The organism is Vibrio toranzoniae (assembly GCF_024347655.1).
In the GTDB taxonomy this organism is placed as follows: domain Bacteria; phylum Pseudomonadota; class Gammaproteobacteria; order Enterobacterales; family Vibrionaceae; genus Vibrio; species Vibrio toranzoniae.
In genome coordinates, this window is the sequence record NZ_AP025515.1 from 1,274,191 (window position 1) to 1,297,699 (window position 23,509).

Annotated in this window: 24 protein-coding genes; 18 read left to right on the forward strand and 6 right to left on the reverse strand. The window is 44.4% G+C overall.

Features of this window, described 5'->3' with window-relative positions; genetic code table 11:
* The first annotated feature begins 464 nt into the window (after positions 1-464).
* The 6 genes from mbhE to mnhG are packed head-to-tail and all read left to right on the forward strand — an operon-like array spanning position 465 to position 6,065.
* Complete coding sequence (mbhE, locus tag OCU50_RS20010) at positions 465-3,071, forward strand: hydrogen gas-evolving membrane-bound hydrogenase subunit E (RefSeq protein WP_060469788.1); 2,607 nt, start codon at positions 465-467, stop codon at positions 3,069-3,071.
* Entirely contained in the window at positions 3,071-3,424 is a 354-nt protein-coding gene (locus OCU50_RS20015) for a Na+/H+ antiporter subunit C (RefSeq protein ID WP_060469774.1), read from the forward strand. Before mbhE ends, OCU50_RS20015 begins: the two co-directional genes overlap by 1 nt.
* On the forward strand, positions 3,421-4,989 hold the full coding sequence (locus OCU50_RS20020) for a proton-conducting transporter transmembrane domain-containing protein (protein WP_060469773.1): 1,569 nt from the start codon (positions 3,421-3,423) through the stop codon (positions 4,987-4,989). The genes OCU50_RS20015 and OCU50_RS20020 overlap by 4 nt, the downstream gene beginning before the upstream one ends.
* Positions 4,986-5,462: a Na+/H+ antiporter subunit E gene (locus OCU50_RS20025; protein WP_060469772.1), complete on the forward strand. Its 477-nt coding sequence runs from the start codon at positions 4,986-4,988 to the stop codon at positions 5,460-5,462. Before OCU50_RS20020 ends, OCU50_RS20025 begins: the two co-directional genes overlap by 4 nt.
* 46 nt (positions 5,463-5,508) lie before the next feature.
* Entirely contained in the window at positions 5,509-5,769 is a 261-nt protein-coding gene (locus tag OCU50_RS20030; protein WP_060469787.1) for a cation:proton antiporter, read from the forward strand.
* Positions 5,769-6,065 carry a monovalent cation/H(+) antiporter subunit G gene (gene mnhG, locus OCU50_RS20035; RefSeq protein ID WP_060469771.1) on the forward strand — a complete coding sequence of 99 codons (297 nt, stop codon included), beginning with the start codon at positions 5,769-5,771 and terminating at the stop codon, positions 6,063-6,065. The genes OCU50_RS20030 and mnhG overlap by 1 nt, the downstream gene beginning before the upstream one ends.
* Positions 6,066-6,321: 256 nt before the next feature.
* On the opposite strand, the gene OCU50_RS20040 is transcribed toward mnhG, so the two are convergent.
* Positions 6,322-6,666 carry a hypothetical protein gene (locus OCU50_RS20040; protein WP_060469770.1) on the reverse strand — a complete coding sequence of 115 codons (345 nt, stop codon included), beginning with the start codon at positions 6,664-6,666 and terminating at the stop codon, positions 6,322-6,324.
* A gap of 162 nt (positions 6,667-6,828) precedes the next feature.
* Between OCU50_RS20040 and OCU50_RS20045 the strand changes: the two genes are divergently transcribed.
* The 3 genes from OCU50_RS20045 to OCU50_RS20055 all read left to right on the forward strand — a co-directional run bounded on the left by OCU50_RS20045 (position 6,829) and on the right by OCU50_RS20055 (position 8,740).
* On the forward strand, positions 6,829-7,356 hold the full coding sequence (locus OCU50_RS20045) for a DUF2975 domain-containing protein (protein ID WP_060469769.1): 528 nt from the start codon (positions 6,829-6,831) through the stop codon (positions 7,354-7,356).
* 1 nt (position 7,357) lies between these two features.
* Complete coding sequence (locus tag OCU50_RS20050; protein WP_017058030.1) at positions 7,358-7,585, forward strand: helix-turn-helix domain-containing protein; 228 nt, start codon at positions 7,358-7,360, stop codon at positions 7,583-7,585.
* A 351-nt stretch (positions 7,586-7,936) separates the two neighbouring features.
* Positions 7,937-8,740, forward strand: a complete 804-nt coding sequence (locus tag OCU50_RS20055) for a MetQ/NlpA family ABC transporter substrate-binding protein (protein WP_060469768.1) — start codon at positions 7,937-7,939, stop codon at positions 8,738-8,740.
* 158 nt (positions 8,741-8,898) lie between these two features.
* On the opposite strand, the gene OCU50_RS20060 is transcribed toward OCU50_RS20055, so the two are convergent.
* On the reverse strand, positions 8,899-9,522 hold the full coding sequence (locus tag OCU50_RS20060) for a bifunctional 4-hydroxy-2-oxoglutarate aldolase/2-dehydro-3-deoxy-phosphogluconate aldolase (protein ID WP_060469767.1): 624 nt from the start codon (positions 9,520-9,522) through the stop codon (positions 8,899-8,901).
* 124 nt (positions 9,523-9,646) lie between these two features.
* On the opposite strand from OCU50_RS20060, the gene OCU50_RS20065 reads away from it, so the two are divergent.
* Positions 9,647-10,324: a DNA alkylation repair protein gene (locus OCU50_RS20065; RefSeq protein ID WP_060469766.1), complete on the forward strand. Its 678-nt coding sequence runs from the start codon at positions 9,647-9,649 to the stop codon at positions 10,322-10,324.
* Between the two features lie 213 nt (positions 10,325-10,537).
* Here the strand turns inward: OCU50_RS20065 and araH are convergent, their stop codons facing one another.
* From araH to OCU50_RS20080, 3 genes are read right to left on the reverse strand one after another with little or no spacing between them, the layout of a single operon-like run.
* Positions 10,538-11,527, reverse strand: a complete 990-nt coding sequence (araH, locus tag OCU50_RS20070; RefSeq protein ID WP_060469765.1) for an L-arabinose ABC transporter permease AraH — start codon at positions 11,525-11,527, stop codon at positions 10,538-10,540.
* Between the two features lie 25 nt (positions 11,528-11,552).
* Positions 11,553-13,070: an L-arabinose ABC transporter ATP-binding protein AraG gene (gene araG, locus OCU50_RS20075; RefSeq protein WP_060469764.1), complete on the reverse strand. Its 1,518-nt coding sequence runs from the start codon at positions 13,068-13,070 to the stop codon at positions 11,553-11,555.
* Between the two features lie 59 nt (positions 13,071-13,129).
* Positions 13,130-14,128: an arabinose ABC transporter substrate-binding protein gene (locus OCU50_RS20080; RefSeq protein WP_077681349.1), complete on the reverse strand. Its 999-nt coding sequence runs from the start codon at positions 14,126-14,128 to the stop codon at positions 13,130-13,132.
* A gap of 371 nt (positions 14,129-14,499) precedes the next feature.
* On the opposite strand from OCU50_RS20080, the gene OCU50_RS20085 reads away from it, so the two are divergent.
* The 7 genes from OCU50_RS20085 (at position 14,500) to OCU50_RS20115 (ending at position 21,326) form a co-directional block, all read left to right on the forward strand.
* Positions 14,500-16,203, forward strand: coding sequence for a ribulokinase (locus OCU50_RS20085; RefSeq protein WP_060469763.1), 1,704 nt, complete (start codon positions 14,500-14,502; stop codon positions 16,201-16,203).
* Positions 16,196-16,936 carry an L-ribulose-5-phosphate 4-epimerase gene (locus OCU50_RS20090; protein ID WP_060469762.1) on the forward strand — a complete coding sequence of 247 codons (741 nt, stop codon included), beginning with the start codon at positions 16,196-16,198 and terminating at the stop codon, positions 16,934-16,936. The genes OCU50_RS20085 and OCU50_RS20090 overlap by 8 nt, the downstream gene beginning before the upstream one ends.
* A 9-nt stretch (positions 16,937-16,945) precedes the next feature.
* A complete protein-coding gene (araA, locus tag OCU50_RS20095; protein WP_060469761.1) occupies positions 16,946-18,433 on the forward strand; it encodes an L-arabinose isomerase in 1,488 nt (495 codons plus the stop codon).
* Positions 18,434-18,481: 48 nt separating this feature from the next.
* Positions 18,482-18,994 (forward strand): hypothetical protein, encoded by a 513-nt coding sequence (locus OCU50_RS20100; protein WP_082710386.1) that lies wholly within the window; start codon positions 18,482-18,484, stop codon positions 18,992-18,994.
* A gap of 64 nt (positions 18,995-19,058) precedes the next feature.
* Positions 19,059-19,898, forward strand: a complete 840-nt coding sequence (araC, locus tag OCU50_RS20105; RefSeq protein ID WP_060469760.1) for an arabinose operon transcriptional regulator AraC — start codon at positions 19,059-19,061, stop codon at positions 19,896-19,898.
* A gap of 51 nt (positions 19,899-19,949) precedes the next feature.
* The gene (locus OCU50_RS20110; protein ID WP_060469759.1) at positions 19,950-20,777 is read left to right on the forward strand and encodes a Cof-type HAD-IIB family hydrolase; all 828 of its coding nucleotides are present in this window, start codon (positions 19,950-19,952) and stop codon (positions 20,775-20,777) included.
* 162 nt (positions 20,778-20,939) lie between these two features.
* On the forward strand, positions 20,940-21,326 hold the full coding sequence (locus tag OCU50_RS20115; protein ID WP_060469758.1) for a hypothetical protein: 387 nt from the start codon (positions 20,940-20,942) through the stop codon (positions 21,324-21,326).
* A 140-nt stretch (positions 21,327-21,466) separates the two neighbouring features.
* Here OCU50_RS20115 and OCU50_RS20120 read toward each other — a convergent pair whose 3' ends face one another.
* On the reverse strand, positions 21,467-22,399 hold the full coding sequence (locus OCU50_RS20120; RefSeq protein ID WP_060469757.1) for a LysR family transcriptional regulator: 933 nt from the start codon (positions 22,397-22,399) through the stop codon (positions 21,467-21,469).
* Between the two features lie 263 nt (positions 22,400-22,662).
* Between OCU50_RS20120 and OCU50_RS20125 the strand changes: the two genes are divergently transcribed.
* Positions 22,663-23,430, forward strand: coding sequence for a glycine betaine ABC transporter substrate-binding protein (locus OCU50_RS20125; protein WP_060469756.1), 768 nt, complete (start codon positions 22,663-22,665; stop codon positions 23,428-23,430).
* Positions 23,431-23,509: the final 79 nt, after the last annotated feature.

Below are 23,509 nucleotides of genomic sequence, written 5' to 3' on the forward strand. Positions count from 1 at the left end.
AAATGCTTGAGCGCTCGCACATTTATGCATGCCCGAGAAACGATATCGGAGATTGCTCCTACGACGCACTGACTGCACTGACTGCAGTGAATGAGGAGTCGAGTTTTTTATTTGACCAGACCAATCCCCATACTGACATGCGTTCCTATGTCGTTTTCGACAGCAAATAGTTCGAATCAGTGGGGGCAATTTATATTGGAATGGATGATCGTGACTTAATTTTATCGGTCTTATTCAAAGCCTTCGCAAACTAGATAATCCGTTCACCTGTCTTGCTCGGATTATCTTTTTAACACCCAAATCAACAATTGTGGTTGAAGCCTGAAGTATCAGGAGAGGGCTGTTTTTCCGTTGATTCTATGAGTCCCCATACACGTGTGAACGTAACGAAATGGATGGCGATATTGAATAGCGTAATAGAAAAAAAACACACACAAGGCTCAAAAGATCATTCGTTGATTCTCATGATCTTTCCTGTTCTGCCGATGGTCATTTTCTTCTTACTCATCAGTTGGTATGAGCCGGGAGGCGTGAGTTGGCAAGCGAATTGGGTTCCTAGTTTAGATGTTAACCTGAGCTTCAAGTTGGATGGGTTATCTTTCCTATTCGCATGTTTGATCAGCGGTATCGGTGCACTGATCCAGATTTATGCACTGGCCTATCTCAAGGGGGATTCGTCTCGATTCTCTTTTCACCTCTACTTAACGCTATTTATGTTAGCGATGTTAGGTGTCGCCACGAGCGACAATATCCTGCTCCTATTTGTGTTTTGGGAATTAACGACCATCACGTCGTATCTCTTGATTGGCTTTAATCACGAGAAAGACAAATCTCGTAAGAACGCGCTGCAATCTCTTATTGTCACTGGCGCTGGTGGTTTGGCCTTATTAGCAGGTTTGATACTGCTGGGTGAAATGGCTGGCAGCTATGAGATAAGCACCATCGTCGCGCAAAGTACGCTGATTGCACAACATGAGTGGTTCCTGTCTTCATTGGTTCTGATTTTGCTCGGTGCGTTTACCAAATCGGCGCAGTTTCCATTCCACTTCTGGTTACCTAATGCCATGGCAGCGCCAACGCCAGTGAGCGCTTATCTTCATTCTGCCACTATGGTGAAGGCTGGGGTGTATTTGCTTTCCCGTGTTTCACCTATCTATTCACACAGCGATATTTGGTTTTACACGCTAGGCATTTTTGGTGGCTTTACCGCGATATGGTGTGCGTTGTTAGCGCTCAAGCAAACTGATTTGAAGTTGATGCTGGCATACAGCACGAACGTTGCCTTAGGTAAATTGGTGCTATTGATTGGTATGGGAACTGAGCTTGCGATGATGGCAGCGCTGCTGTTTATCTTGACTCACTCATTCTACAAAGCCGCGCTGTTCATGGTGGTGGGCAATATCGATAAGGCAACGGGAACGCGTGACATTCGAATGCTGCATGGTTTGAAAACAGCGTTAATACTCAGCCTCGTAGCCGCAATCATCGCTGCTTTGTCGAAATCGGGCGTGCCACCGTTACTCGGGTTCTTGAGCAAAGAGTACATGTACAAATCCGGTCTGGAGGTGAGTGTCATCCTCACCGCTCTCTTCCTTCTGGCTAACGTCATTATGGTGGCTTTAGCGTTAGCGCTGATTGTGAAACCTTTCTTTGCGACTTATGAAGGTAATCCAACGTCAGCCAAGGAAGTGGAAGTTAGTAAAGGGCTCTGGATGCCAGCGATGCTGCTTGCCATAGCCAGTGTGCTTGCGCCGTTATTTGGCTTAGATTGGATTAACAACAATGTGGTTATTCCGGGTGTTTTATCGAGTTTGCCGAATTCAGCACCACAAGCTGCCAAGCTGTGGCAGGGCGTGAATCTGCCGTTGGCGCTCAGCGCATTAACTTTGTTACTAGGCTTTGTTTTGTATCGAATCTACCCAAGGCTGTTGGTGAGTTGGCAGCGTAAGGTGCCCGTGTTACCAACAGCCGAATCCGTTTTTGACAAAATTATGGCTGGCATGATGCGTTTGGCGAAATGGCAAACGCAGCTATTGCAGCAAAAGCGCTTGAGCCACTATGTGTTGTTGTTCTTTATTGTGCTCGCTGGATTGCTGTTAAGCAGCCCGTTGGTGATCCCACAAGCTCGTTTTGCGGCATTAATGGACATTAGTTTCTACGAAATCAGCATTGCAATGCTACTCATCGGTGCAGCCTTAGTCTGTACCTTTACCACGTCTCGTTTTTTGGCGGTCTCAGCCCTTGGCGTGGTGGGTTTTATGACCACCTTAGTCTTTATGCTGTACAGCGCACCAGACGTCGCGAAAACTTTATTGTTGGTTGAAACCTTGATGGTTGTATTTGTTGTGCTGTTGATACGCCATATTCCGGGCTTAATGATGGTGCCGCAACATCCTATTCGCCGAAAGTTGCTGCACGGGGCGATAGCGGGTGTGATTGGTATGTCGGTCACTGCCTTGCTGATCAACATTACTGCGCAACCTCTAGATTCTACTCTGGCTGATTTCTTTGCCGAGAATAGCGTTCCTGGCGGGCATGGACGCAACATCGTCAACGTGATTTTGGTTGATTTCCGAGCCTTCGATACGTTGGGTGAGGTGATCGTAGTCGTGATGGCGGGCATTGCTGCGGTTAGTTTGTTGAAAACGCACTACCACAAACGTAACCGTATCCATTCCCTGATTTTTGCCACCACCTCCCACATCGTTGCAGCGCTGATGTTGGTGTTTTCACTTTACCTATTGTTGCGCGGACATAACGAGCCGGGTGGTGGCTTTATCGGTGCACTGATCGCTGTAATTGGTTTTGCGTTACTGATGTTTGCAGAGTCGCCAAAATACGTTCGAGATCGTTTGTATTACGCGCCATTTAGCATTGCTCTGTTTGGCATTTTCTTAAGCTTTGTGGCTGGCCTGATGAGCTTTGCTTTCAATTTGCCGTTCTTAACGGGTTTGTGGTGGAAAGACATTCTACCGCTTGGCACACCATTGATATTCGACGTTGGTATTTACCTCTCCATCATTGGCGGCGTGATGGGGATGTTGCTGCGCGTGAATGAGGAGTTGGATTGATGGAAATACTATGGAGTCTCGTGGTCGGTGTGTTTGTCGCTGCTGGTGTCTATCTTATGCTTGAACGACACATCTTACGCTTAATATTCGGTCTGATCTTGTTAAGCAGTGCGGTGAACATCGCGATTTTCACGGCTGGACGTTTAACCCCTGGACTACCGCCGTTGATTGAAGCGAATTCAGTATTACCACCAGAAGGTGCTGCAAACCCGCTTCCTCAAGCCTTAATTCTGACCGCAATAGTGATTGGCTTTGGCTTGTTGGTGTTTGCATTGATGCTATTTTACCGCGCATGTTCAGAAGCTGGCTCTGCAGATGTTGATGCGATGCGACGTTCTGAGGAGGATGAATGACAACGATTTGGTTGACGTTACCCGTAGTTATTTCGCTTCTTACCGCTGTCGCCATCTTCTGCGCGAAACGTCACAAAGCGCTGGTGGATGCTATAAGTGGCACCAGCGCATTAGCGACTTTAGTGATTGTGGCATTGTTGACGTTCGATGTTATCAACGGCGGGCCACAAGCCGTGGCTTTTGGTCAATGGTCTGCGCCGTTTGGCATTGTCTTCGTGGCGGATCATCTTGCAGTAGCTATGGTGATGGTGACAGCCATTATTGGTGTAGTGAGCGTGTTCTACGCCATGGGCGATCTGCAAGACAAGCCTTCTTACGGCACGTTTCATGCTCTGATGCATGTGTTGTTGGCTGGGGTGTATGGTGCATTTCTTACTGGCGACATTTTCAACCTCTACGTGTGGTTCGAGGTGATGTTGATAGCATCGTTTGGCTTGATGATCTTAGATGGATCAAAGCAACAAGTGGATGGAGCCGTGAAGTATGTGATGCTCAATCTTATTTCGACCTTGGTCTTCTTGCTTGTGATTGGCTTGCTCTACGGTGCAACAGGGACTTTGAACCTCGCGGATTTACACGCTAAAGCCACATTGATTCCGTCAGACACCAAAACCTTGCTCGCGGCGCTGTTCCTATTCGCGTTTGCGATTAAAGCGGCGTTATTTCCTGTCTTTGCTTGGCTGCCTGCTTCTTATCATACGTTACCAAGCGCCGTTGTTGCCCTGTTTGCAGCGTTATTGACTAAGGTTGGGGTGTACGCACTTATTCGTGTATTTACCCTGATTTTTCCGCTATCAGAGAGCGGTTGGCAACCGACTTTGATGTGGGTTGCTGGATTGACGATGTTAACCGGCGTATTGGGGGCAGCGAGCCAGTACAACATTAAAAAGATTCTCTCTTTCCATATCATTAGCCAGATTGGTTACATGATCATGGGATTAGCGATCTACACGCCGCTTGCCATTGCTGGCGCAGTTTTCTACATAGTCCACCACATCATAGTGAAAGCAAATTTATTCCTGATTGGCGGCTTTATCGAGCGTAAATATGGCTCGGGCAATCTGGGGCAATTAGGCGGCGTATACAAAGCCATGCCTTGGCTCGCTTTCTTGTTTCTCATTCCAGCATTCTCTTTAGCGGGGTTTCCACCTCTGTCGGGTTTTTGGGGAAAGTTCCTTGTCATCAAATCTAGTTTGCAAACCGAGTTGTATTGGCTTGTAGGGACAGCACTCTTAGTGGGTTTGTTAACAGTGTTCTCAATGACCAAGATCTGGAACGAGGTTTTCTGGAAAAAGCCTCAACAAACACTCAAAGCGCAGCCAATGAACAAGTACACCAAAGGATTGTATTGCGTGCCAATAGCCACATTGACCACGTTAAGTCTGATTATTGGTTTGGCCGCCGAGCCATTTTACCAATTTGCGGAACTCGCAGCAGAGCAGTTGATTGAGCCACAAGCCTATGTAAAAGCGGTTCTTGGAGAGAGTGCGTTGGCTGACACTGCAATAGCAGACAGCGAAATAGCTCAAAGCGTTGCATTGAACACGGAGGGAGGGAGCCAATGATCTATCTGTTTTTGAACTTATTCCTCGCCTTGGCATGGATGCTGCTCAACGGCAACTATACAGGAACGAACTTCATTCTTGGCTTTGTGGTTGGCTTTTTGGCGTTGCGACTTAGTCAACCGTTTGGATTGAAAACCAGTTATTTTCGACGTTTTCGTGCTTTGGTCGGCTTGTTTCTTTTCTTCTGTTACGAAATGGTGATATCGGTGGCCAGGGTTGTATGGGATGTGGTTACGCCAACCCATTTAAGTGACCCGGATATCGTGTATGTGCCGTTAGATGTTGAGTCAGATCTAGAAATCTCGTTACTCGCAAACATGGTTTCTCTTACTCCTGGAAGCTTGAGCTTGGATGTCACCCCAGATAAGAAGCATTTGGTCGTACACGCGATGTTTGCACCCGAGCATGAAAAGGTGATTCGAGAAATCAAAGACGGTTTAGAAAAACGGATTTTGGAGGTGACTCGTGGTTGATGGGTTACAGATAGACAGTTTCTTACAAAGCGATAGTTGGTTAGAAATGAGCATCATGTTCGCTTATATCGGGCTACTGCTTAGTATCGTGATGGCATTCATTCGTTTAGTGCTTGGTCCAACCTTGGCCGATCGAGTGGTAGCGCTTGATCTGATTTCATTCGTAACGGTGGGGTTTATTGCTGTTTATACCTTAGATAGCGGACAGCAATCCTTGTTGGACATTGCTATCACGCTCGGCCTAGTAGCCTTCTTAGGGACGATTGCGTTTGCAAGGCTGATCTTCAAAAGAAAAGGAGACGTGTAATGGACATTATCGTTGGGGTTTTACTCTGTCTTGGAACTTTGTTTACGCTCATCGCGAGTCTTGGAATCTTACGAATGCCTGACCTTTACACGCGAATGCACTCCGCAACTAAAGCTGGCACGGTGGGCTTAGCTTCACTGTTATTGGCGGTGGCAATTGCGATACCCGATATTACGGTGATCTCACGAGTGATTGGTACTATGTTGTTTATATTAATCACCGCCCCGGTAGCAGCACACTTGCTTGGTAAGGCGACACAGGAAAGTGGTTATCAAATCTGGAGAAATAAGAAATAGCATGTTTTTCAATCTACCAGATGCCAATTTTAGCTACCTTTATATAATGTTTAGCATGCAGGATTATGATTCTAGAGAAGTGTGAAACGATGGTTAATATAGACTCCTCTTCATTATTGCATGTGGAAGTATGCTCGTTCCTCTTTAGCCTATTTATCCTTTTATGACAGTCAAGATGGATATGGATCTAGGCACTATCTCGCTGAGCGTGTTTATGGGTTGTTGCCTGTCGGGTATAGGCGGGGTCAAGTCATGCTCAATCAAAATCCCAAGAAAAACCAACACTCACATCACCATCCTCATTCGACTGCATACGAGTCCTGATATCACTTTTCGGAAAGTGAGTGACGTAGCATTTTACATCTTGGTTTTTTGTCGAGTCCGGGTGCGAGCTAAACTGATTTTTGCTTATCTGTGTGCATTTGTCGCCAGTAAAAGCATTTGATTCGGACGTCGCGTCAATAGCATAGGGGGAGTTTTCCCATGAGTTGTCGTTTGTGATCTTGTACTCAGTATCAAGGTCATCCACAAATATGCCTTTGGCTACACTAGGCTCTGCAGTCATAAATAATGCAATGGACAGGAGAATGTGTTTTTTCATTATGGTCATTTCTATTCATCATTTTGTTAACTAAGATGGTATATGTTAAGTAGTATTTATCAAAAAATCAATAATAATTTACCGTAAAGCGATAAGTTATTATTGATTTTTATTTTTAACTGATTAGTATTGCTAAAAAGCTAATCAATTATAAGGTCTATCATGTCGAAACAATCCATCAGCAACTTTAGTCGTAAACTTCTTACTTTATTCTGGTTTTCTATAGTGTTTTCCGTTGTGCTGAATACTGTGTTTTGGTTTAGCGCTACGATGTTCAATGCAGAATGGTTTAATGCCAGTTTTCCGATTGAAGTTTCACTCCCTCTATCTACAGGGCGCTCTTTGATCGGTTACTTCCCTAGCATGATTTCTACAATGCTTACGGTGGCATTATTGTGGCAGTTAATTGTGTTATTTCGTTTGTACGAAAAGGGAATAATTTTTGAACTTCAGAACACTGAGTGCTTCAAAAAACTCAGCTATCTATTAATTGCTACGCCGTTTGTTGAACTTCTGATGGACGTACTTCTTAGCCTAGCTCTATCTTTCAACGATGGTAATTGGAACATGTCGTTCACAATCGACGATAGCGATATTACTATGATGATTATCGGTTTTATTGTGCGAGTAATTGCAGTTGTGATGGAAAAAGCAGCCGTTTTACAAGAAGAAAGCGAGCTGACAATTTAGTATGGCAATTATAATCAATCTGGATGTCATGTTGGCAAAGCGGAAGATGCGATCAAACGAGTTAGCCAAGCTCATTGGTATTACTGAACAAAACTTATCCGTTCTCAAAAATGGGCGAGCAAAGGCGGTCAAACTAGCGACGCTGGAAGCTATATGTACTCATCTAAATTGTCAGCCGGGAGACATTTTAGAATATGTACCGAATAGCCAAGAGGATTCACCATCGTGAGGTATTACTGGTAAAATTAATCTCAAAGGTGAGGAGTTTCAACACCTCTTCACCTTTCTCTACTTGAGCCACTATTGCTTTATCCACTATTGCCCCCGAAGCAGTCTATCTTTAACGTTGAAACGTATTCCTGTGCATTTCCGTATTAGTTTCTATCGAATCTTGTCCATATTTATAGTGAATATCAATTTATAGCTATTCACTCATTTCAACCATTAGAAAATAAGTATGCCTCACTAATAAGTAACAATACTTCACTTAATTTTTAACAAGCCTATTGACCCAATCACACTGTTCGATATTATGGACGTCTAGATATCTAAGTGTCTTTATTTTTTATATGGAGTGACCATGAGAAGCGGTAAAAAAATCACAATATTGTTACTGGCATTAACATTTGTATTGGGCGTAACAGGATGCGAGAAAAAAGACGAATCGATTATCAAAATTGGTGCAACGGTGGGTCCACATGCACAAGTGGTAGAGGCGGTCGCTAAAGAGGCAGAAAAGCAAGGGATTAATATTGAAGTGGTTGAATTTTCGGATTATATCACTCCGAATGCAGCGTTAAGTGATGGAAGTATTGATCTTAATAGCTATCAACATCAGCCGTTTCTCGATAACTATAACGATAATCACAACAGTAATTTAGTCTCGATTGGCCGTTCAATTTTGATGCGTATGGGAGTTTACTCTAACAAATACACTGCACTTGACGCGCTCCCTGAGAATGCTCGTATTGCTATCCCGAACGATCCGACTAATGGCGGCCGTGGGTTACTGCTACTTGAAGATGCAGGATTGATTTCGCTGAAAAAAGACGTTGGCTTTAGCGCCTCTTTGAAAGATATCGTCGCCAACCCAAAAAACATTATATTTGTTGAAGTAGAGGCTGCTCAACTGCCACGTACACTTGATGATGTAGATGCAGCAGCAATTACTATGAACTATGTGATGTCTTCTGGACTCGACCCGAAGAAGCAGGGGATTTACTTGGAACCCAAAAATGCGCCTTTGGCGGTAATGGTTGTTGCTGCACGAAATGAAGATAAAAACAAAAAAGTGTTTGAAACAATCCTCTCGATTTATCACTCTCAAGAAATTAATGACTTCTTAGATACTACCTTTAAAGGCACCATCGAAGCGGCTAATTAAGCCAGACAGCAAAGCCCACCTAATTGTGTAGCAAAGCCGGGTAAGTCATGAGTGACTGGTCGATAGTTGTACAGTGAGGGTAGGTATTGTTAGTAAGCAGAGCATGTGTCTAATGATCTGCTTGCTATCTCATTTGTAAATGGTTGGATTCAGAGTCGCTATTTAATCATGTCAGCAACATTTGCGATTAAACGACCAAGCTCCTCCCATTTTTCGTCATCGATAAGATCTGACGGGAGCATCCATGTTCCGCCACAGGCAAATACGGCAGGAAGGGCTAGATAGTCATTGACATTTTTAGGGCTAATCCCGCCCGTTGGCATAAAGCTTACAGGATAAACCGCTGTGAGTGCTTTTAACATATCCACCCCGCCTGAAGGCTCAGCTGGAAAGAATTTTAATGTATCGAGGCCGAGTTCTATAGCTTGTTCAACAAGGCTAGGGTTATTGACGCCTGGTACGATTTGTACGCCACGCTGCTGACAGTATTTGATGGTTGTTGGATTTAGTCCTGGGCTTACCACGAAATCGACACCAGCTTTTATTGACTCGTCTACTTGCTGAGTGGTGATTACCGTCCCTGAGCCGATTAGCATGTCTGGGTAAGCTTTGCGCATATTTTTAATCGCTTGTGGCGCGGCTGGAGTACGAAAAGTCACCTCAGCGCAAGGAAGACCATTCTCAACGAGAACTTTTGCGAGCTTACCCGCTTTACTTGCATCTTTAATTGTAATTACAGGGACGACTTTTATATCACTTAAACGTTGTTTAACAGTTGTCATGGTTTGTCCTTAATCTAATCGAAGTTTGTCGAAATAATATGAATTAAAAAATGCCCTAACGCTATGATTAAATGCCATTTTTATTTAGAGTTGAACTCTGTTTATACTTAGGGATACTGACTAAATGCATACTTGGAATAATGCGATAAAAACAGCACTTGAACCTTTGGCAAATAGTGACAAAGCACCACAGATGCAAGCTTACATGCGTCACCGGTTTCAATTCTATGGAATTCAGGCAACACAAAGAAGAGAAGTTTTGAAGCCTCTTTTTGCAAAAGAACAGCTCCCCAATATCGATGATTTACCTCGTATTATCAGAGAGCTATGGTTACTTCCTGAAAGGGAGTTCCAAATGGTTGCTGTCGACTTACTCATTAAACGCAAAAAGCAGCTTCCAGAAACATTCTTAGCTGAAGTCGAGTGGTTGATCATAACGAAATCATGGTGGGACACAGTTGATTTACTTGCTTCACACATTGTTGCCGCCCTGCATATCAACCATACTGCTCAAACTCAAGATTATATAAGCCGTTGGCGCGTCTCTGATAATATCTGGTTAAGGCGGTCCGCATTGCTTTATCAATTAAAGTTCAAACAGCAGACTAACGAAAGCCTTCTTTTTGAAGTAATCAAAGAAAATCAGGCTGATGAGGAATTCTTTATACAAAAAGCGATAGGTTGGGCATTACGAGAATTCTCGAAAACTAACGCAAATTCTGTGGAGTCGTTTATTGACCAGCAAAACATTCAAGGGTTGGCAAGGCGAGAAGGACTGAAATGGCTGAATAGTGATGATTAGTTTCAATCCTTCATATCTCAGTCTTGAGATGATTTCCCTGATTCTTCGACCTAGATTGAATACTTGTCCCTCAGGGCCAATCACCTTATGCTTTTCACCAGTCAAATATTGAGCAATGCCAGCGAGGATTCACTGGCATTGCTACTAAATGTAATGACTGACCCCTTACCGTGTCATACATGAATAATCTAATGATCCTGAGACCTTATCAACTTATCCTTGATTACTCTGCTTGTAACGGTCAAAAATAACAGCGGCTAGTAATATGATGCCTCGGACGACATATTGAGAAAACGGTGACATGTTAAGCAGGTTCATCGCATTTTCTACCGTTCCCAGAATCAATACCCCAGCAATAACATAGGACACTTTGCCTATGCCACCTTTGAGAGATACTCCCCCGAGTACACAAGCTGAAATGACGACCAATTCGAAACCTACGGAGGTCATTGGTTGACCACTTGTCATACGCGCTGCCAAAATAACCCCAGCAAGCGCTGAGATTAACCCTGATACGGTGAAAATGATCATCTTAGTTTTGACCACATTGACACCAGCCAAACGCGCCGCCTCTTCGTTACCACCTATCGCTAACGTATTGCGACCGTAAACCGTACGATTGAGAAGAAAAGCGAATAGAGCAAAAGTAATCATGGTCAGCCATATCGGTGTCGGAATTCCTAGGATGGATGAGTTACCCAAAGCAAAAAATTTCTCTTCTGTGATACCTACTGCTCTGCCGTCGGAGATGATGTAGCCGAGACCACGAGCGATCTGCATGGTTGCTAACGTAGTGATTAACGCATTGATTTTCAGTTTCGCTATCACGAAACCGTTAAGTAGCCCAAATGCTGCACCAGACAATAAGCCAGCACCAATACCAAGTACCAAACTGCTCGTTGCATTAATTGCTACTGCGGTCACGACACCTGAACAGGCGATAATTGAAGCGACAGACAGGTCGAGATCACCGCAAGCTAAGCAGAACAGCATCGCACATGCCACCATGCCACTCATCGAAATTGCCAGACCAAGCCCTTTCATATTGATGAAAGTCGCAAAGTAAGGCACAAATAAGGCACATAGAATAAATAGACCAGCGAACACAATCAGCATTCCGAATCGGTCCCAAATGCCGGCCAAATTAAAGGAGCGTTTTGCGTCCTGTTGTTCAAGAGGTTTTGTAGAGCTTGTTACAGACATAATAATATTCCTTAATTTTTAAGCGTTAAGCAGCGGCCGAACCTTCTTGGTCTAGCATTGCCAGACGAAGCGCAGTTTGCTCGTTAAATTCGTCGCGTTGTAATTCACCGGTCACAGCGCCTTCTTTCATGACAACGACGCGATCTGAGATACCCAATACTTCCGGTAAGTCGCTGGAAACGACGAGTACGGTCACCCCGTTTTCCGCCAGCTTAAAAATGAGTTCGTATATTTCTGACTTTGCTCCAACATCGATACCGCGGGTAGGCTCATCCAACAAGATGACGCTCATTGCTGTTGACAACCAACGGCCAAGAATGACTTTCTGCTGGTTACCACCGGACAGTTTTCCAATAGGTTGTTCTAAAGAAGAAGTTTTTACATTAAGTGCTTCTTTTTGCTTCGAAGCGTTTTTTTTCTCCCAGTCGAAATCAATCAAGCTTTTGAACTTTAGATTCCAAGGACGAGCACTAATGTTGGTGTTTTCTTGAACCGACATGATAGGAACGATGCCGTCGGCTTTGCGGTCTTCCGAGCACAGCGTAATACCAGCTCGAATGGCATCTTGCGGGGTTTTTACGCCAATTTTAATATTGTGAAGAAACAGGTCTCCTGCACTTTTCTTATCGGCACCAAAAATAAGGCGAGTTAGCTCGGTTCGTCCAGCTCCCACTAAGCCAAATAACCCTAAAATTTCACCTTGTTTGATATCCATTGATAGCGGCTGGCTTAACCCTGGGCCTTCGAAGTTTTCTATACGCAGGCCACTTTGACCATGCTGACGTGAACGATAGTTGTAGATATCGTTGATTTCGCGACCTACCATCAATTCCACTAATCGGTCATGAGTCAGTTCAGACATATCATGGAATGATTGCACGTGCTCACCATCTTTGAAGATAGTAATTGCATCACAAAGGTCGAATATTTCTTCCATACGATGTGATACATACATGATGACTTTTCCAGAATCACGCAGTTCACGAATAACCTTAAATAGGTTCTTAATTTCTCGTTGCGATAAGCTACTGGTTGGCTCATCAAAAGCGATAATTTGTGCATTGCGACTCAATGCTTTGGCAATCTCAACCATTTGCCATTGGCCGATAGAAAGATCCTTTAATTGGCATGAAGGATCGAAGGTTTCACCTAAGCGTTCTAACTGAACTCGTGCATTTTTGTTTAGAGTTTCGGTATCCACTCGGCCGCCCTTGGTTGGCAACTGCCCAAGATAAATATTCTCGGCAACCGTCAGTTCAGGAACGAGGTTGAGCTCTTGATAAATAATGGCAATACCGTAAGCAAGGGCATCATTGGTTGAGTTTAGCGCCACTTCTTCACCGTCAATGGCGATATGACCGTCAGTTGGTTGATGAAATCCGCTGAGAGTTTTGAGAAGCGTTGATTTACCAGCACCATTTTCGCCCATCAAAGCGTGAACACTGCCCGCATCGGCGCGGAAGCTAACGTTGTTCAATGCCTTAACACCGGGGAAGTGCTTTGAAATATTGCGAAACTCTATGTAAGAGGGGGACTTAGCCATGACATTCTCTCCGTTAAGTCAGGTGGTGACGACCCATAAGGTCGTCACCGAAAGTGAGCTTAAAGCCCTTTCTTAGCTAGTTCGTCTTTGAAGTTATCACGCGTGATAAGTACAACGTCTGTAACTTCTACAAACTTCTCTGGCTGGATATCGTCAGTCACCCATTTGTAAAGTGACTCGATACTTTTGTAGCCATGTACGTCTGGGCTAGGTAGCAGTGAACCGTAGAACCCTGTCGGCTGAGATTTAGCCAGTTCGTTCACTGCATCGACGCCATTGATACCAATACCGATTACGTCGTTTGCACTGAACCCCTGACCTTCAGTGGCACGTACACCGCCTAGTACTGTATTGTCGTTCATGCCTAAAACTAGCCATTGCTTAACGGTTGGGTATTGAACAAGCAGAGAGTTTGCTGCGTCTAGTGCACCTGGGATGTCGTTGGTTTTCGTTGGTACACGGTAGATCTGATCGACAGGGAAGCCGGCTTGTTCTAGTGCCGAAATCGAGCCATCTACACGACGACGTGCTGTATCAAGTTCGTCAGCGGTGATTGCCATTACACCTGTTGTAGAGGCATCCCAGTTACGTCTCTGCATTTCATTGTAAAGCTCCGTTCCTTGGCGTTCGCCAATAGCGGTTGCTGCCATCATAACCAATGGAACGTCGGTCATCGGTTCGCCTTTCGCATTCAGGAATTGGTCATCGACAGTCACAACTTTCAGGTCATAACTTTTTGCCTTCGCCATAATTGCAGGACCTAATTTAGGATCAGGTGTGCAAATAACGAAACCTTTCGCACCTTGTGCCGCCAGTGTGTCGATAGCATTAAGGGTTTTTTCGCCATCGGGCACGGCCATTTTTACGACTTCAAAGCCTAAATCTTTACCTGCTTTTTCAGCGAATGACCATTCAGTTTGGAACCATGGTTCCTCCGGTTGCTTAACTAGGTAGCCTAATCGAGTTTCATCGTTAGAGCCGAAAAAGGCATTGGCAGAAGCGCTGAGTAAAGTGATGCCAGATAAGGCCGCGACTGTGAGTAGTTTTTTTAGTTTCATTGTTATCCATCCGCTGGTAGAGGTGAGTGTTCGTCCTACATATTTGTGGATCTTGGAATAATTATTAGTGATAAGAATCACAGCTGAGGAATGTAGCGTTTTTGTCCATTTATTTAGCCGCAGAGACTATGATGCAGCTCTCGGTTAGTGGTTTTTTCGTGATTTGAGATTAATTTGTCAGCACTTGAAATGTTAAATTTGCTAATTATTGTGTGATTATAGCTCGATTTCCCTAGGTGTTAGAAAGAACACAAAAAACGTCTCGTGGCGTTTTTGTCCATAAAGTTAGCGAGCCTATTTATGGGATAACGGCTTCGCTCTCGCTATAACTGCAAGAGGATTTAGTTTGCTGACCAAAAGTTGGAGCTCTTATGGACACATTGAAAACACATCAGCAGCATGTAATTGGTTTAGATTTCGGATCGGACTCTGTACGTGCTCTTGTCGTTAATGCAGACACAGGCAAAGAAGTATCTTCGTCTGTTGTCTATTACCCAAGATGGATCAAAGGACTTTATTGTCAGCCTGATCAATCTCAGTTCAGGCATCACCCCCAAGACTATCTGGATGCGATGACCGACGCTATCCAAGAAGTGTTGAGCACAGTTTCACCTACCGTAACTTCTTCTGTCGTGGGTATTGGTGTTGATACAACGGGTTCGACACCTGCGCCAATTGATGAAAACGGTACCATTCTCGCTTTACTTCCAGAGTTCGAAAACAGCCCCAATGCGATGTTCGTTTTATGGAAGGACCATACATCGGTAACCAAAGCCGATTTGATTAATGAGCTAGCACACTCGGGAACCTATACCGATTACACCCGCTACATCGGTGGGGTGTATTCATCGGAATGGTTCTGGGCTAAAGCGGCGTGGGTCAGTGAACAAGATGAACAAATTGCAAAGCGAGCCTATAGCTGGGTAGAGCTTTGTGACTGGATTCCAGCCACTCTTTCCGGTAATCAACATCCTCAAAAACTACGCCGTAGTATTTGTGCTGCTGGGCATAAAGCCATGTGGCACGACAGCTGGGGTGGTTTGCCTGACCAAGCCTTCTTAAGCGCAATTTCTCCAACACTCGATGGTATTCGTGACCGCATGTTTTCGGATGTATTCACATCAGATCAAGCGGCTGGGTATCTCTCGAAAGAGTGGGCAGAGCGATTGGGACTACCGGAAGGTATTGCCATCGCCATTGGTGAGTTTGATTGTCATATGGGTGCCGTTGGAGCGGGTGCTGGCGCCAATGACTTAGTGAAAGTCATTGGAACCTCGACCTGTGACATTTTAATGGTGGAAGCAGAGCAGGTCGGTGACCGCACTATTCATGGGATTTGTGGCCAAGTAGAAGGCAGTGCTATGCCCGAGTTGCTCGCTTTAGAAGCGGGGCAATCAGCGTTTGGTGATATGTACGCTTGGTTTAAAAACGTATTGATGTGGCCATTGCAGGCTTATGTAGAGCGTAACCCAGACTTTGCGTTGACCGCGGAAGAAATCGCTTCTGACTTACTGCCAATGCTTTCGGAAGCGGCAGAGCAGCAAGGCATTGATCAGTACACACCAGTGGCAATGGATTGGCTTAATGGTCGACGTACACCCTATGCAAATCAGCGTTTAAAAGGTGCAATTTGCGATTTGAATCTTGGCAGTGCTTCACCCGCTATATTCTCAGCGCTTGTAGAGTCGACGGCGCATGGTGCAAAAGCGATTGTGGATTGCTTTATTGAACAAGACGTAACGGTTGAACGCGTGATTGCCATAGGTGGTATTGCTCAGAAATCACCTTATGTGATGCAAATGTGTGCTGATGTGATAGGCCGCGAAATCGTCGTCGTAGAGTCGGAGCAATGCTGTGCCTTGGGGGCGGCAATATTTGCTGCAGTAGCCGCAGGCGTTTACCCAAATACCAAAGCAGCACAAAGTGTGATGGCCAGCCCCGTTCGTCAAGCCTATTTACCAAACCCAGAAGTACAAGCGATGAGAGCGGAGCGATATGCGACCTATCGTCAATTAGGGCAGCACATGGAGCAGCTTGCTGAATTTCATCAATCTCAGGAGCGTGACAATGTCTGAACAAACAGTATGGACCGACGTTGATTTAACCGCAGAACGCCTTAAAGCACTTCGTCATCAAGTTTGGCAAGCCAATATGGACCTTCAGCGCCATAACCTTGTGACCTTCACTTGGGGGAATGTTTCAGGCATCGACCGTAAGTCAGGTTTGGTCGTCATTAAACCGAGTGGTGTTGAATACAGCGACCTCAGCGCCGCCAACATGGTAATTGTGGATCTACAAGGCCGAATCGTTGAGGGAGATATGAATCCTTCTTCAGATACCGCGACGCATTTAGAGCTTTACCGTCAATATCCCGATATTGGCGGTATTGTCCATACTCATTCGCCACAAGCGACAGCATGGGCTCAAGCAGGTCGCGCCATTCCGGCACTGGGTACCACTCACGCGGACTATTTCTATGGTCAAATCGATTGTACTCGAGCATTGAGTGACAAAGAGATTGCTGAAGATTATGAGTTAAACACCGGCAAAGTGATTGTTGAAACCATTGGTGACGGAGACGCGATGGCAGCTCCCGGTATTCTTGTTAAAGAGCACGCGCCGTTTACTTGGGGGAAAGATCCACATCAAGCTGTACATAATGCTGTAGTGGTGGAGGTGGTTGCTGGTATGGCATTACAAACATTACAAATCAACTCGGGCGTAAGTTCGATTAATCCATCGCTCTTGGATAAACACTATTTACGTAAGCACGGCGCAAACGCCTACTACGGTCAAACCAAAAAATAAGGATACATGATGAATATTTTCAATGAGAAACAAGTATGGTTTGTGACAGGTTCTCAGCATCTGTATGGCCCAAAAGTTTTAGAAAGTGTGGCAAATAACAGTGAAGAAATCATTGCTGGCCTAAATGCAGCTCCAGGAATTTCTGTGGACATCGCTAACAAAGGCACAGTAAAAACGCCTGACGAAATCCTTGCTGTCTGCCGTGCAGCGAACAACGATCCGAATTGTGTCGGCTTAATGCTCTGGATGCACACCTTCTCTCCCGCAAAAATGTGGATTGCAGGCTTAACTCAACTTAACAAACCATTCCTACATCTACATACACAGTTTAATGCGCAACTGCCATGGGATGAGATTGACATGGATTTTATGAATCTCAATCAAAGTGCGCATGGTTGCCGTGAGTTCGGTTTTATTGGTACTCGTCTGAATATTGAGCGAAAAGTGGTTGTGGGCCACTGGAAAGACGAGCAAGTGCATAAAGATGTTGATGAATGGTGTCGCGCCGCAATTGGTGTAGAAGCCGGCAAACAACTTAAAGTTGCACGCTTTGGTGACAACATGCGCCAAGTTGCCGTAACGGAAGGCAATAAAGTCTCTGCACAAATTCAATTTGGTTACGAAGTGAATGCTTATGGGCTGGGTGAGCTGAGCGATGTAGTCAACTCGGTATCAGAATCAGATGTGAATCATTTGCTTGACGAATATGCATCAACCTATGAGATGGCGCCAGAGCTTCTAAATGATAAAGACCAAAAGATATTGATGGTGCAAGAAGCTCGTCTCGAGTTGGGTATGGAATCTTTCCTAAATTCGGTTGGTGCGAGCGCTTTCACTAATACGTTCGAAAACTTAACGGGCCTAACGAATCTACCAGGACTCGCGACACAGCGATTGATGAGTAAAGGCTTTGGTTATGGTGGTGAGGGTGACTGGAAAACGGCTGCTATGACTCACATTATTAAAGTAATGGGACAAGGTAGGGAAGGCGGAACTTCATTTATGGAAGATTACACCTACAACTTTGGCGGGAAAGGTCAGGTTTTGGGGGCTCATATGCTCGAGGTCTGTCCATCTATCGCCGCGGCGAAACCTAAACTAGAGATCCACCGTCACACAATAGGTTGTCGTTGTGATATCCCACGTCTGATTTTTAGTGGTCAATCTGGTGAAGCATTGAATGTGTCTGTTATTGACCTTGGTGATCGCTTTAGAATGGTGGTGAATATGGTTGATACGATTACTCCACCAGCATCATTACCGCATCTTCCTGTTGCTCATGCATTGTGGGAGCCACAACCTAGCCTTAATGTGGCAGCGGCGGCTTGGATTCACGCTGGTGGCGCGCATCATGCGGTTTATAGCCAAGCGGTAACCTTGTCTACACTGGCTGACTACGCAGAAATTCTAGGCATCGAAATGGTCGTAATTGATAATGACACTAACTTGCGTCAGTTCAAACAAGACTTACGCAACAACGGCGTTTACTACCGCTAATTAATCTCAATAATGTGCTCCTACAAGGGAGCACTTTGGAGTCTATTTGTGAATGATACAGATGTAGTTGCTACTCCTATTTATCAATTGGAAAAATCATGCTGGGTACTAAAGCTCGCCAGTGCGCACCCCACGAGTTTTGAACTTCAATACGATGGTGAAACTCATTATGTTGGTGTTATTGAGGTTATGAATAACGGAAACCTGATTTCTGTATTGGAAGCTAACTGGAAGTTTCGTCACAAAACGGATCGGCTAGAGCAGTGGTGTCAGGTGCAACATTCAGAAACGTTGTCGATTAACATGAATTACTATTTTTCTGGCGATGCTCTGGTGATTGAATACCTAGCGCGCAATAGCGTACCTACACGTTTGGATATCCGCCATGAAATCCAACATCTACCGCGCCCTATTGATAAGGAAGCCCCCCCTAAACCTCACTTCCCTTGGCAACATAGAAGAGACGGTCTGCCGAGTGACTTTCTATCCAAAACGGAGAAGACCGATTTTTTCAGAGAAGCGTTTTCTGCTAAACAGTGGATTATTCTGGATAAACTGTGAGGAATCACGGTGACACTCTTTCGTAGCCCGAATAAACTGACATAAACCTCAATATAGATAATGCATGCAAAACAACGATCCATTAAAGCCCGGGTATAACTTTGACGCTCACCTTGTGGCTGGCCTCACTCCTATTATTGAAGGAGATGAGCTAGATTTTGTCATTGATCGACCAAATGGGATGAAAGGTTTCATTATTAACCTCACCAGCCAAGGAGAGGGTACTATTTTCCATGGCGATGAGGCTTTTGATGTAAAAGCGGGTGACTTACTGCTCTTTCCACCGAGTGCGACTCACTTTTATCATCGTAAAAAAGACAATGCCTCTTGGTTCCACCGATGGATTTATTTTCGTCCACGTGCATTTTGGAACGAGTGGCTTTGCTGGCACGAACAGCATAAAGGGGTATATCTCACCAAGGGAATAGAAAGCAGCACGGTTTCAATGCTAGAGAAGCTATTTATCGATATAGAATATATTTCCAAATCCGATATGCCTTATCGCGATGATTTAGCGATTAATCTTCTTGAACAACTGATTATTCGCTGTAAAAGTATCCAGCCTGATGTCGTCAATAAACCTCTCGACCCACGTGTGATTGAGGCGATGAACTATATGGCACAAAATTTAAGTCAAAGTTTCTCTCTAGAAGATATTGCGGATTTCACTTGTTTATCCGCTTCGCGTTTAGGCCACCTATTTCGTGATGAAGTTGGTATGACGATTACTCAATGGCGAGACGACCAACGAGTCAGCCGAGCTAAGCAACTCTTGGTGACCACCAACTATTCGGTTAACAGGATAGGCAGGGTTGTCGGCTATACCGATCCCCTCTATTTTTCACGAGTCTTTAAACGCAAGTCTGGTGTTAGCCCTAAGCTTTATAGAGAGCAAATTACTTAGTCGCGGCAAGAAAATATCTTGCTTTTCCACATAATAAACTCGGTATATCGCATGAATTACCAATTGCTCGCTTTGGACCTTGATGGTACGGCACTCAGAAATGATCATACTTTAAACCCTTGGGTGAGAGACTATGTTCAAAAAATTGTAGATAAATATCATGTTGTGGTCGTTACAGGTCGCCACCATACTGCAGCAAAACCTTATTATGACCAATTGGGTGTTACCTTGCCGATTATCTGTTGCAACGGTGTTTACCAATACAACTATGTAAATCAGCAGGTTGAAAGCGGGACACCAATTTCCCCAACCTTGGCTAATGCGTTCTTGCAACTCGCCTTTGACTATGACTTAAAAATAGTGATGTACACTGATTCTGGTATGGCGATTTGGGACCAAGACCCTATGCCATATATCTTACCTCTAAAACAATGGGCTGATAGTTATCCCATCGATAAACGACCTAATATTTATTTTGTGGAAAACCTAGTTCAAGAACAGCAAAGGGCGGAGTGTATTTGGAAGTTTGTGGTTCAAGGCCGTGCGGATAACTTCAACCAGTTTTTGCAAGAAGAGCTGATTACCACTCATTTTTCGGGTTCTATTTCAGGAACCAATCGAATTGATTTAGCCGTTAAAGGGCACAGTAAAGGCCGAGCGCTACTGGACTATGCATCTAATATGTCGCTTGATATAAACCGAATTGTTGCGATCGGAGACAATTTCAACGATGTTTCAATGCTTTCTATGGCGGGTTGTGGTGTCGCGATGCTAAATGCTAGCGAGAAAGTACAAAATTCCGCTGATCGGGTGACAAGCACGGACAATCAAGGAGAAGGGTTAGCTTTATTATTAAAAGAACTTTTTCCATTGAAGTGAAGCCGGTAAGCGTTAACTGGTAAATGACTCGCTCTGTAGCACTTTTTCTCATGTACTGGATGAAGACGCAGCAAGTAGTTGGTCTTCGGTGTCTATTGAGATAGTATTTTATAAGAAAACGCGCATAATCTTGCTATACAACACCTAAAGAAGAAATTACCTATGACTACCTTTCAATACTACTTTCATCAACTGCCTTGCTTCGATTGTAAAAAAACAACCGTAAGTACTGATCTGGGTTGGTTAACGCCTGCGATGAAAGATGATGCTATCGCACAAGTAACGGCGACGCTTGCGCAAGGTGAGGTGACGCCAGATCTTTCAGCAAACGTGGTATGTACGAAAGAAGAAGCTCGCGAGTACTTATTACTGAATTTTTTCGGTTATTCGGAAGAAGAGCTAGAGAGTGGAATCGAAGCGGATGATGAGAAAGAAGTCGCGGATGAAATCGTCGAGTTGCTAGAAGAAGGTAACGATACCATCACCTTTGAACATGAAATCGCACTGCAGTGCTGTGCAGACTGCGACGTTGAAGAAGAGTCAAACTAGCTCTAGACTCGGCACTCGCATTAAAGTCAGCGTGTTTATCAAACACGTATGATGTTTAAATGATGAAAGGCGTTAGCGGATAGAAGTTCGCTAACGCTTTTTTTGTATCTCTATGACTGACCTCTAAGCTGCGTTAGATCCTATGATGTTTTACTTTCTACAATGCCTTGTTCATTCAGTTGGGAAATGATCTCCGCAGTTTTCTCTCTGAATAAATCTCTTAATAAGCGTACGGTCGGTGTGATCGATTGTCGGCTTGGACACACTAACCATAGCTCCGTAGGTGTTGGCTTAAACGCGCGCATCACATTGACGACATCACCAGAAAGTAGCTCGCTTGACATATCTAGACAAGATTTTATCGCAACCCCTTTTCCCGCAACACACCAACGTCTCACAAGGTCGGCGTCGTTCGAAGCTCTATTCCCTTTCAATTTCACTTTATGGTCTAGAACTCCATCATTAAATACCCACTCATCTTGCAAGATGTCATGGAGTTGGTAGAGCAACCCATTGTGTTGAGACAAGTCTTTGGGGTCATTTGGTGATCCCTTTTCAGCTAAATAATCAGGGCTAGCACACAGGATTCTGGGGACATCACAAATTTTAAAACCGTACATATTGGCGTCAGTCGGGGAGCCATAACGCAGCGCCATATCAACAGAGTCTCGATAAAAATCTATATTACTATCACTGATGTTAGTGCGGAGCGCTGCGTTAGGGTATTCAAGTAAAAACTCATCAAGCCAAGGTGTGACTAAGTTTCGGCCTAGATCGGATGAAAGCGCAATACGAATTTCACCATCGACAATACCAAGCTCTTCGCGGATGTTGATCTTAGCTTGATCTAATATTTTTAAGGCTTGTTCACATTCCGGTAAATAACGTTCACCTGCTGAAGAGAGCCTTAGATGGCGAGTCGTTCTTACAAATAATTCAGAGCCCAACGCGGCTTCGACACGTTTCACGGCGGCGCTTGCAGTCGCAGTGCGCATGTCAAGATTGGTTGCTGCTGCGGTAATACTGCGAAACTCCGCTACTTTTAAAATGACCTGTAAGTCTTCAAGAAGCATATTATCTACCTGTATTTGACAATGTTTTAAACATTGTATTGAAATATTTTCTAATCACAAAGCCGCTTAATCCACCTTTATTCCTTCTAAGCTAACCTCATACACTTGATTATCAAAATTTATTTGAAAATCATTCAAATATGAGGCTGTTTTTCATTAGTAATTTTCTCACTATCATTTTCCCATATCGACAACGTAGCGCAATACACACTGTGTGGACGAAATCTACGATCTAGAGAGGCAAGATGACTAAGAAAATCATAATGGGTGTCACGGATTTGTCGTTCCACCGTACAACGGCATCACTGGTTACCAATGTATTGAAAGCGTTGGGGTTCGAGGTAGAGCGTATTTTCTCTCCTCATCAAGAAAACTTTGAGAAACTGAAAACGGGTGACGTTGACATGCTCTCTTCGGCTTGGCTTCCATCAAGTCATGGTATCTACAAAGCCGGTGTTGAGGAAGTCGAGCCATTGATCGAGCTTGGACTTCATTATGAACCTTATGCGTTGTGGGGGGTACCTAACTATGTACCCAAAGAAGCGGTGTCTGAAGTCGCCGATCTTTTGAAGCCTGAAGTCGCCGAGAGAATGAAAGCCCAAATTCAGGGGATTAACCCAGGTGCTGGCATAACGCGTTTCTCGATCCAGATGATGAAAGAGTATGGGCTTAGTGATTCGGGTTATGAGTTTTTCACGGGTAGCGAAGGTGACTGCTTCGATGCGTTTGAAAGTGCAGTCGCGAATAAAGAGTGGGTAATCGTGCCATTGTGGCAACCACAATTTCTGCATTATCGCTATGACATTCGGGAGATTAAAGAGCCTAAAGGTTTGCTCGGAATTGTTGACAGAGCGGTACTTCTTTTAAGGAATGACAAGAAAAGTTTATTCAGCGAACAACAGATTCAGAAGCTCGATTCATTGCGATTCTCGAACGATATTATTGCTGAGTTGGATTATAAAGTTTGCCGCGAAGGTAAATCACAAGATGCAGTCACACATGCTTGGCTGGTTGAGAAGGGCTTGATCTAGCCGCTATGTCGTCTGCAATACCGTTACATTTTTATGTTACCTAATAATGGTAATACGATTATCAAATATTAATTGGTAA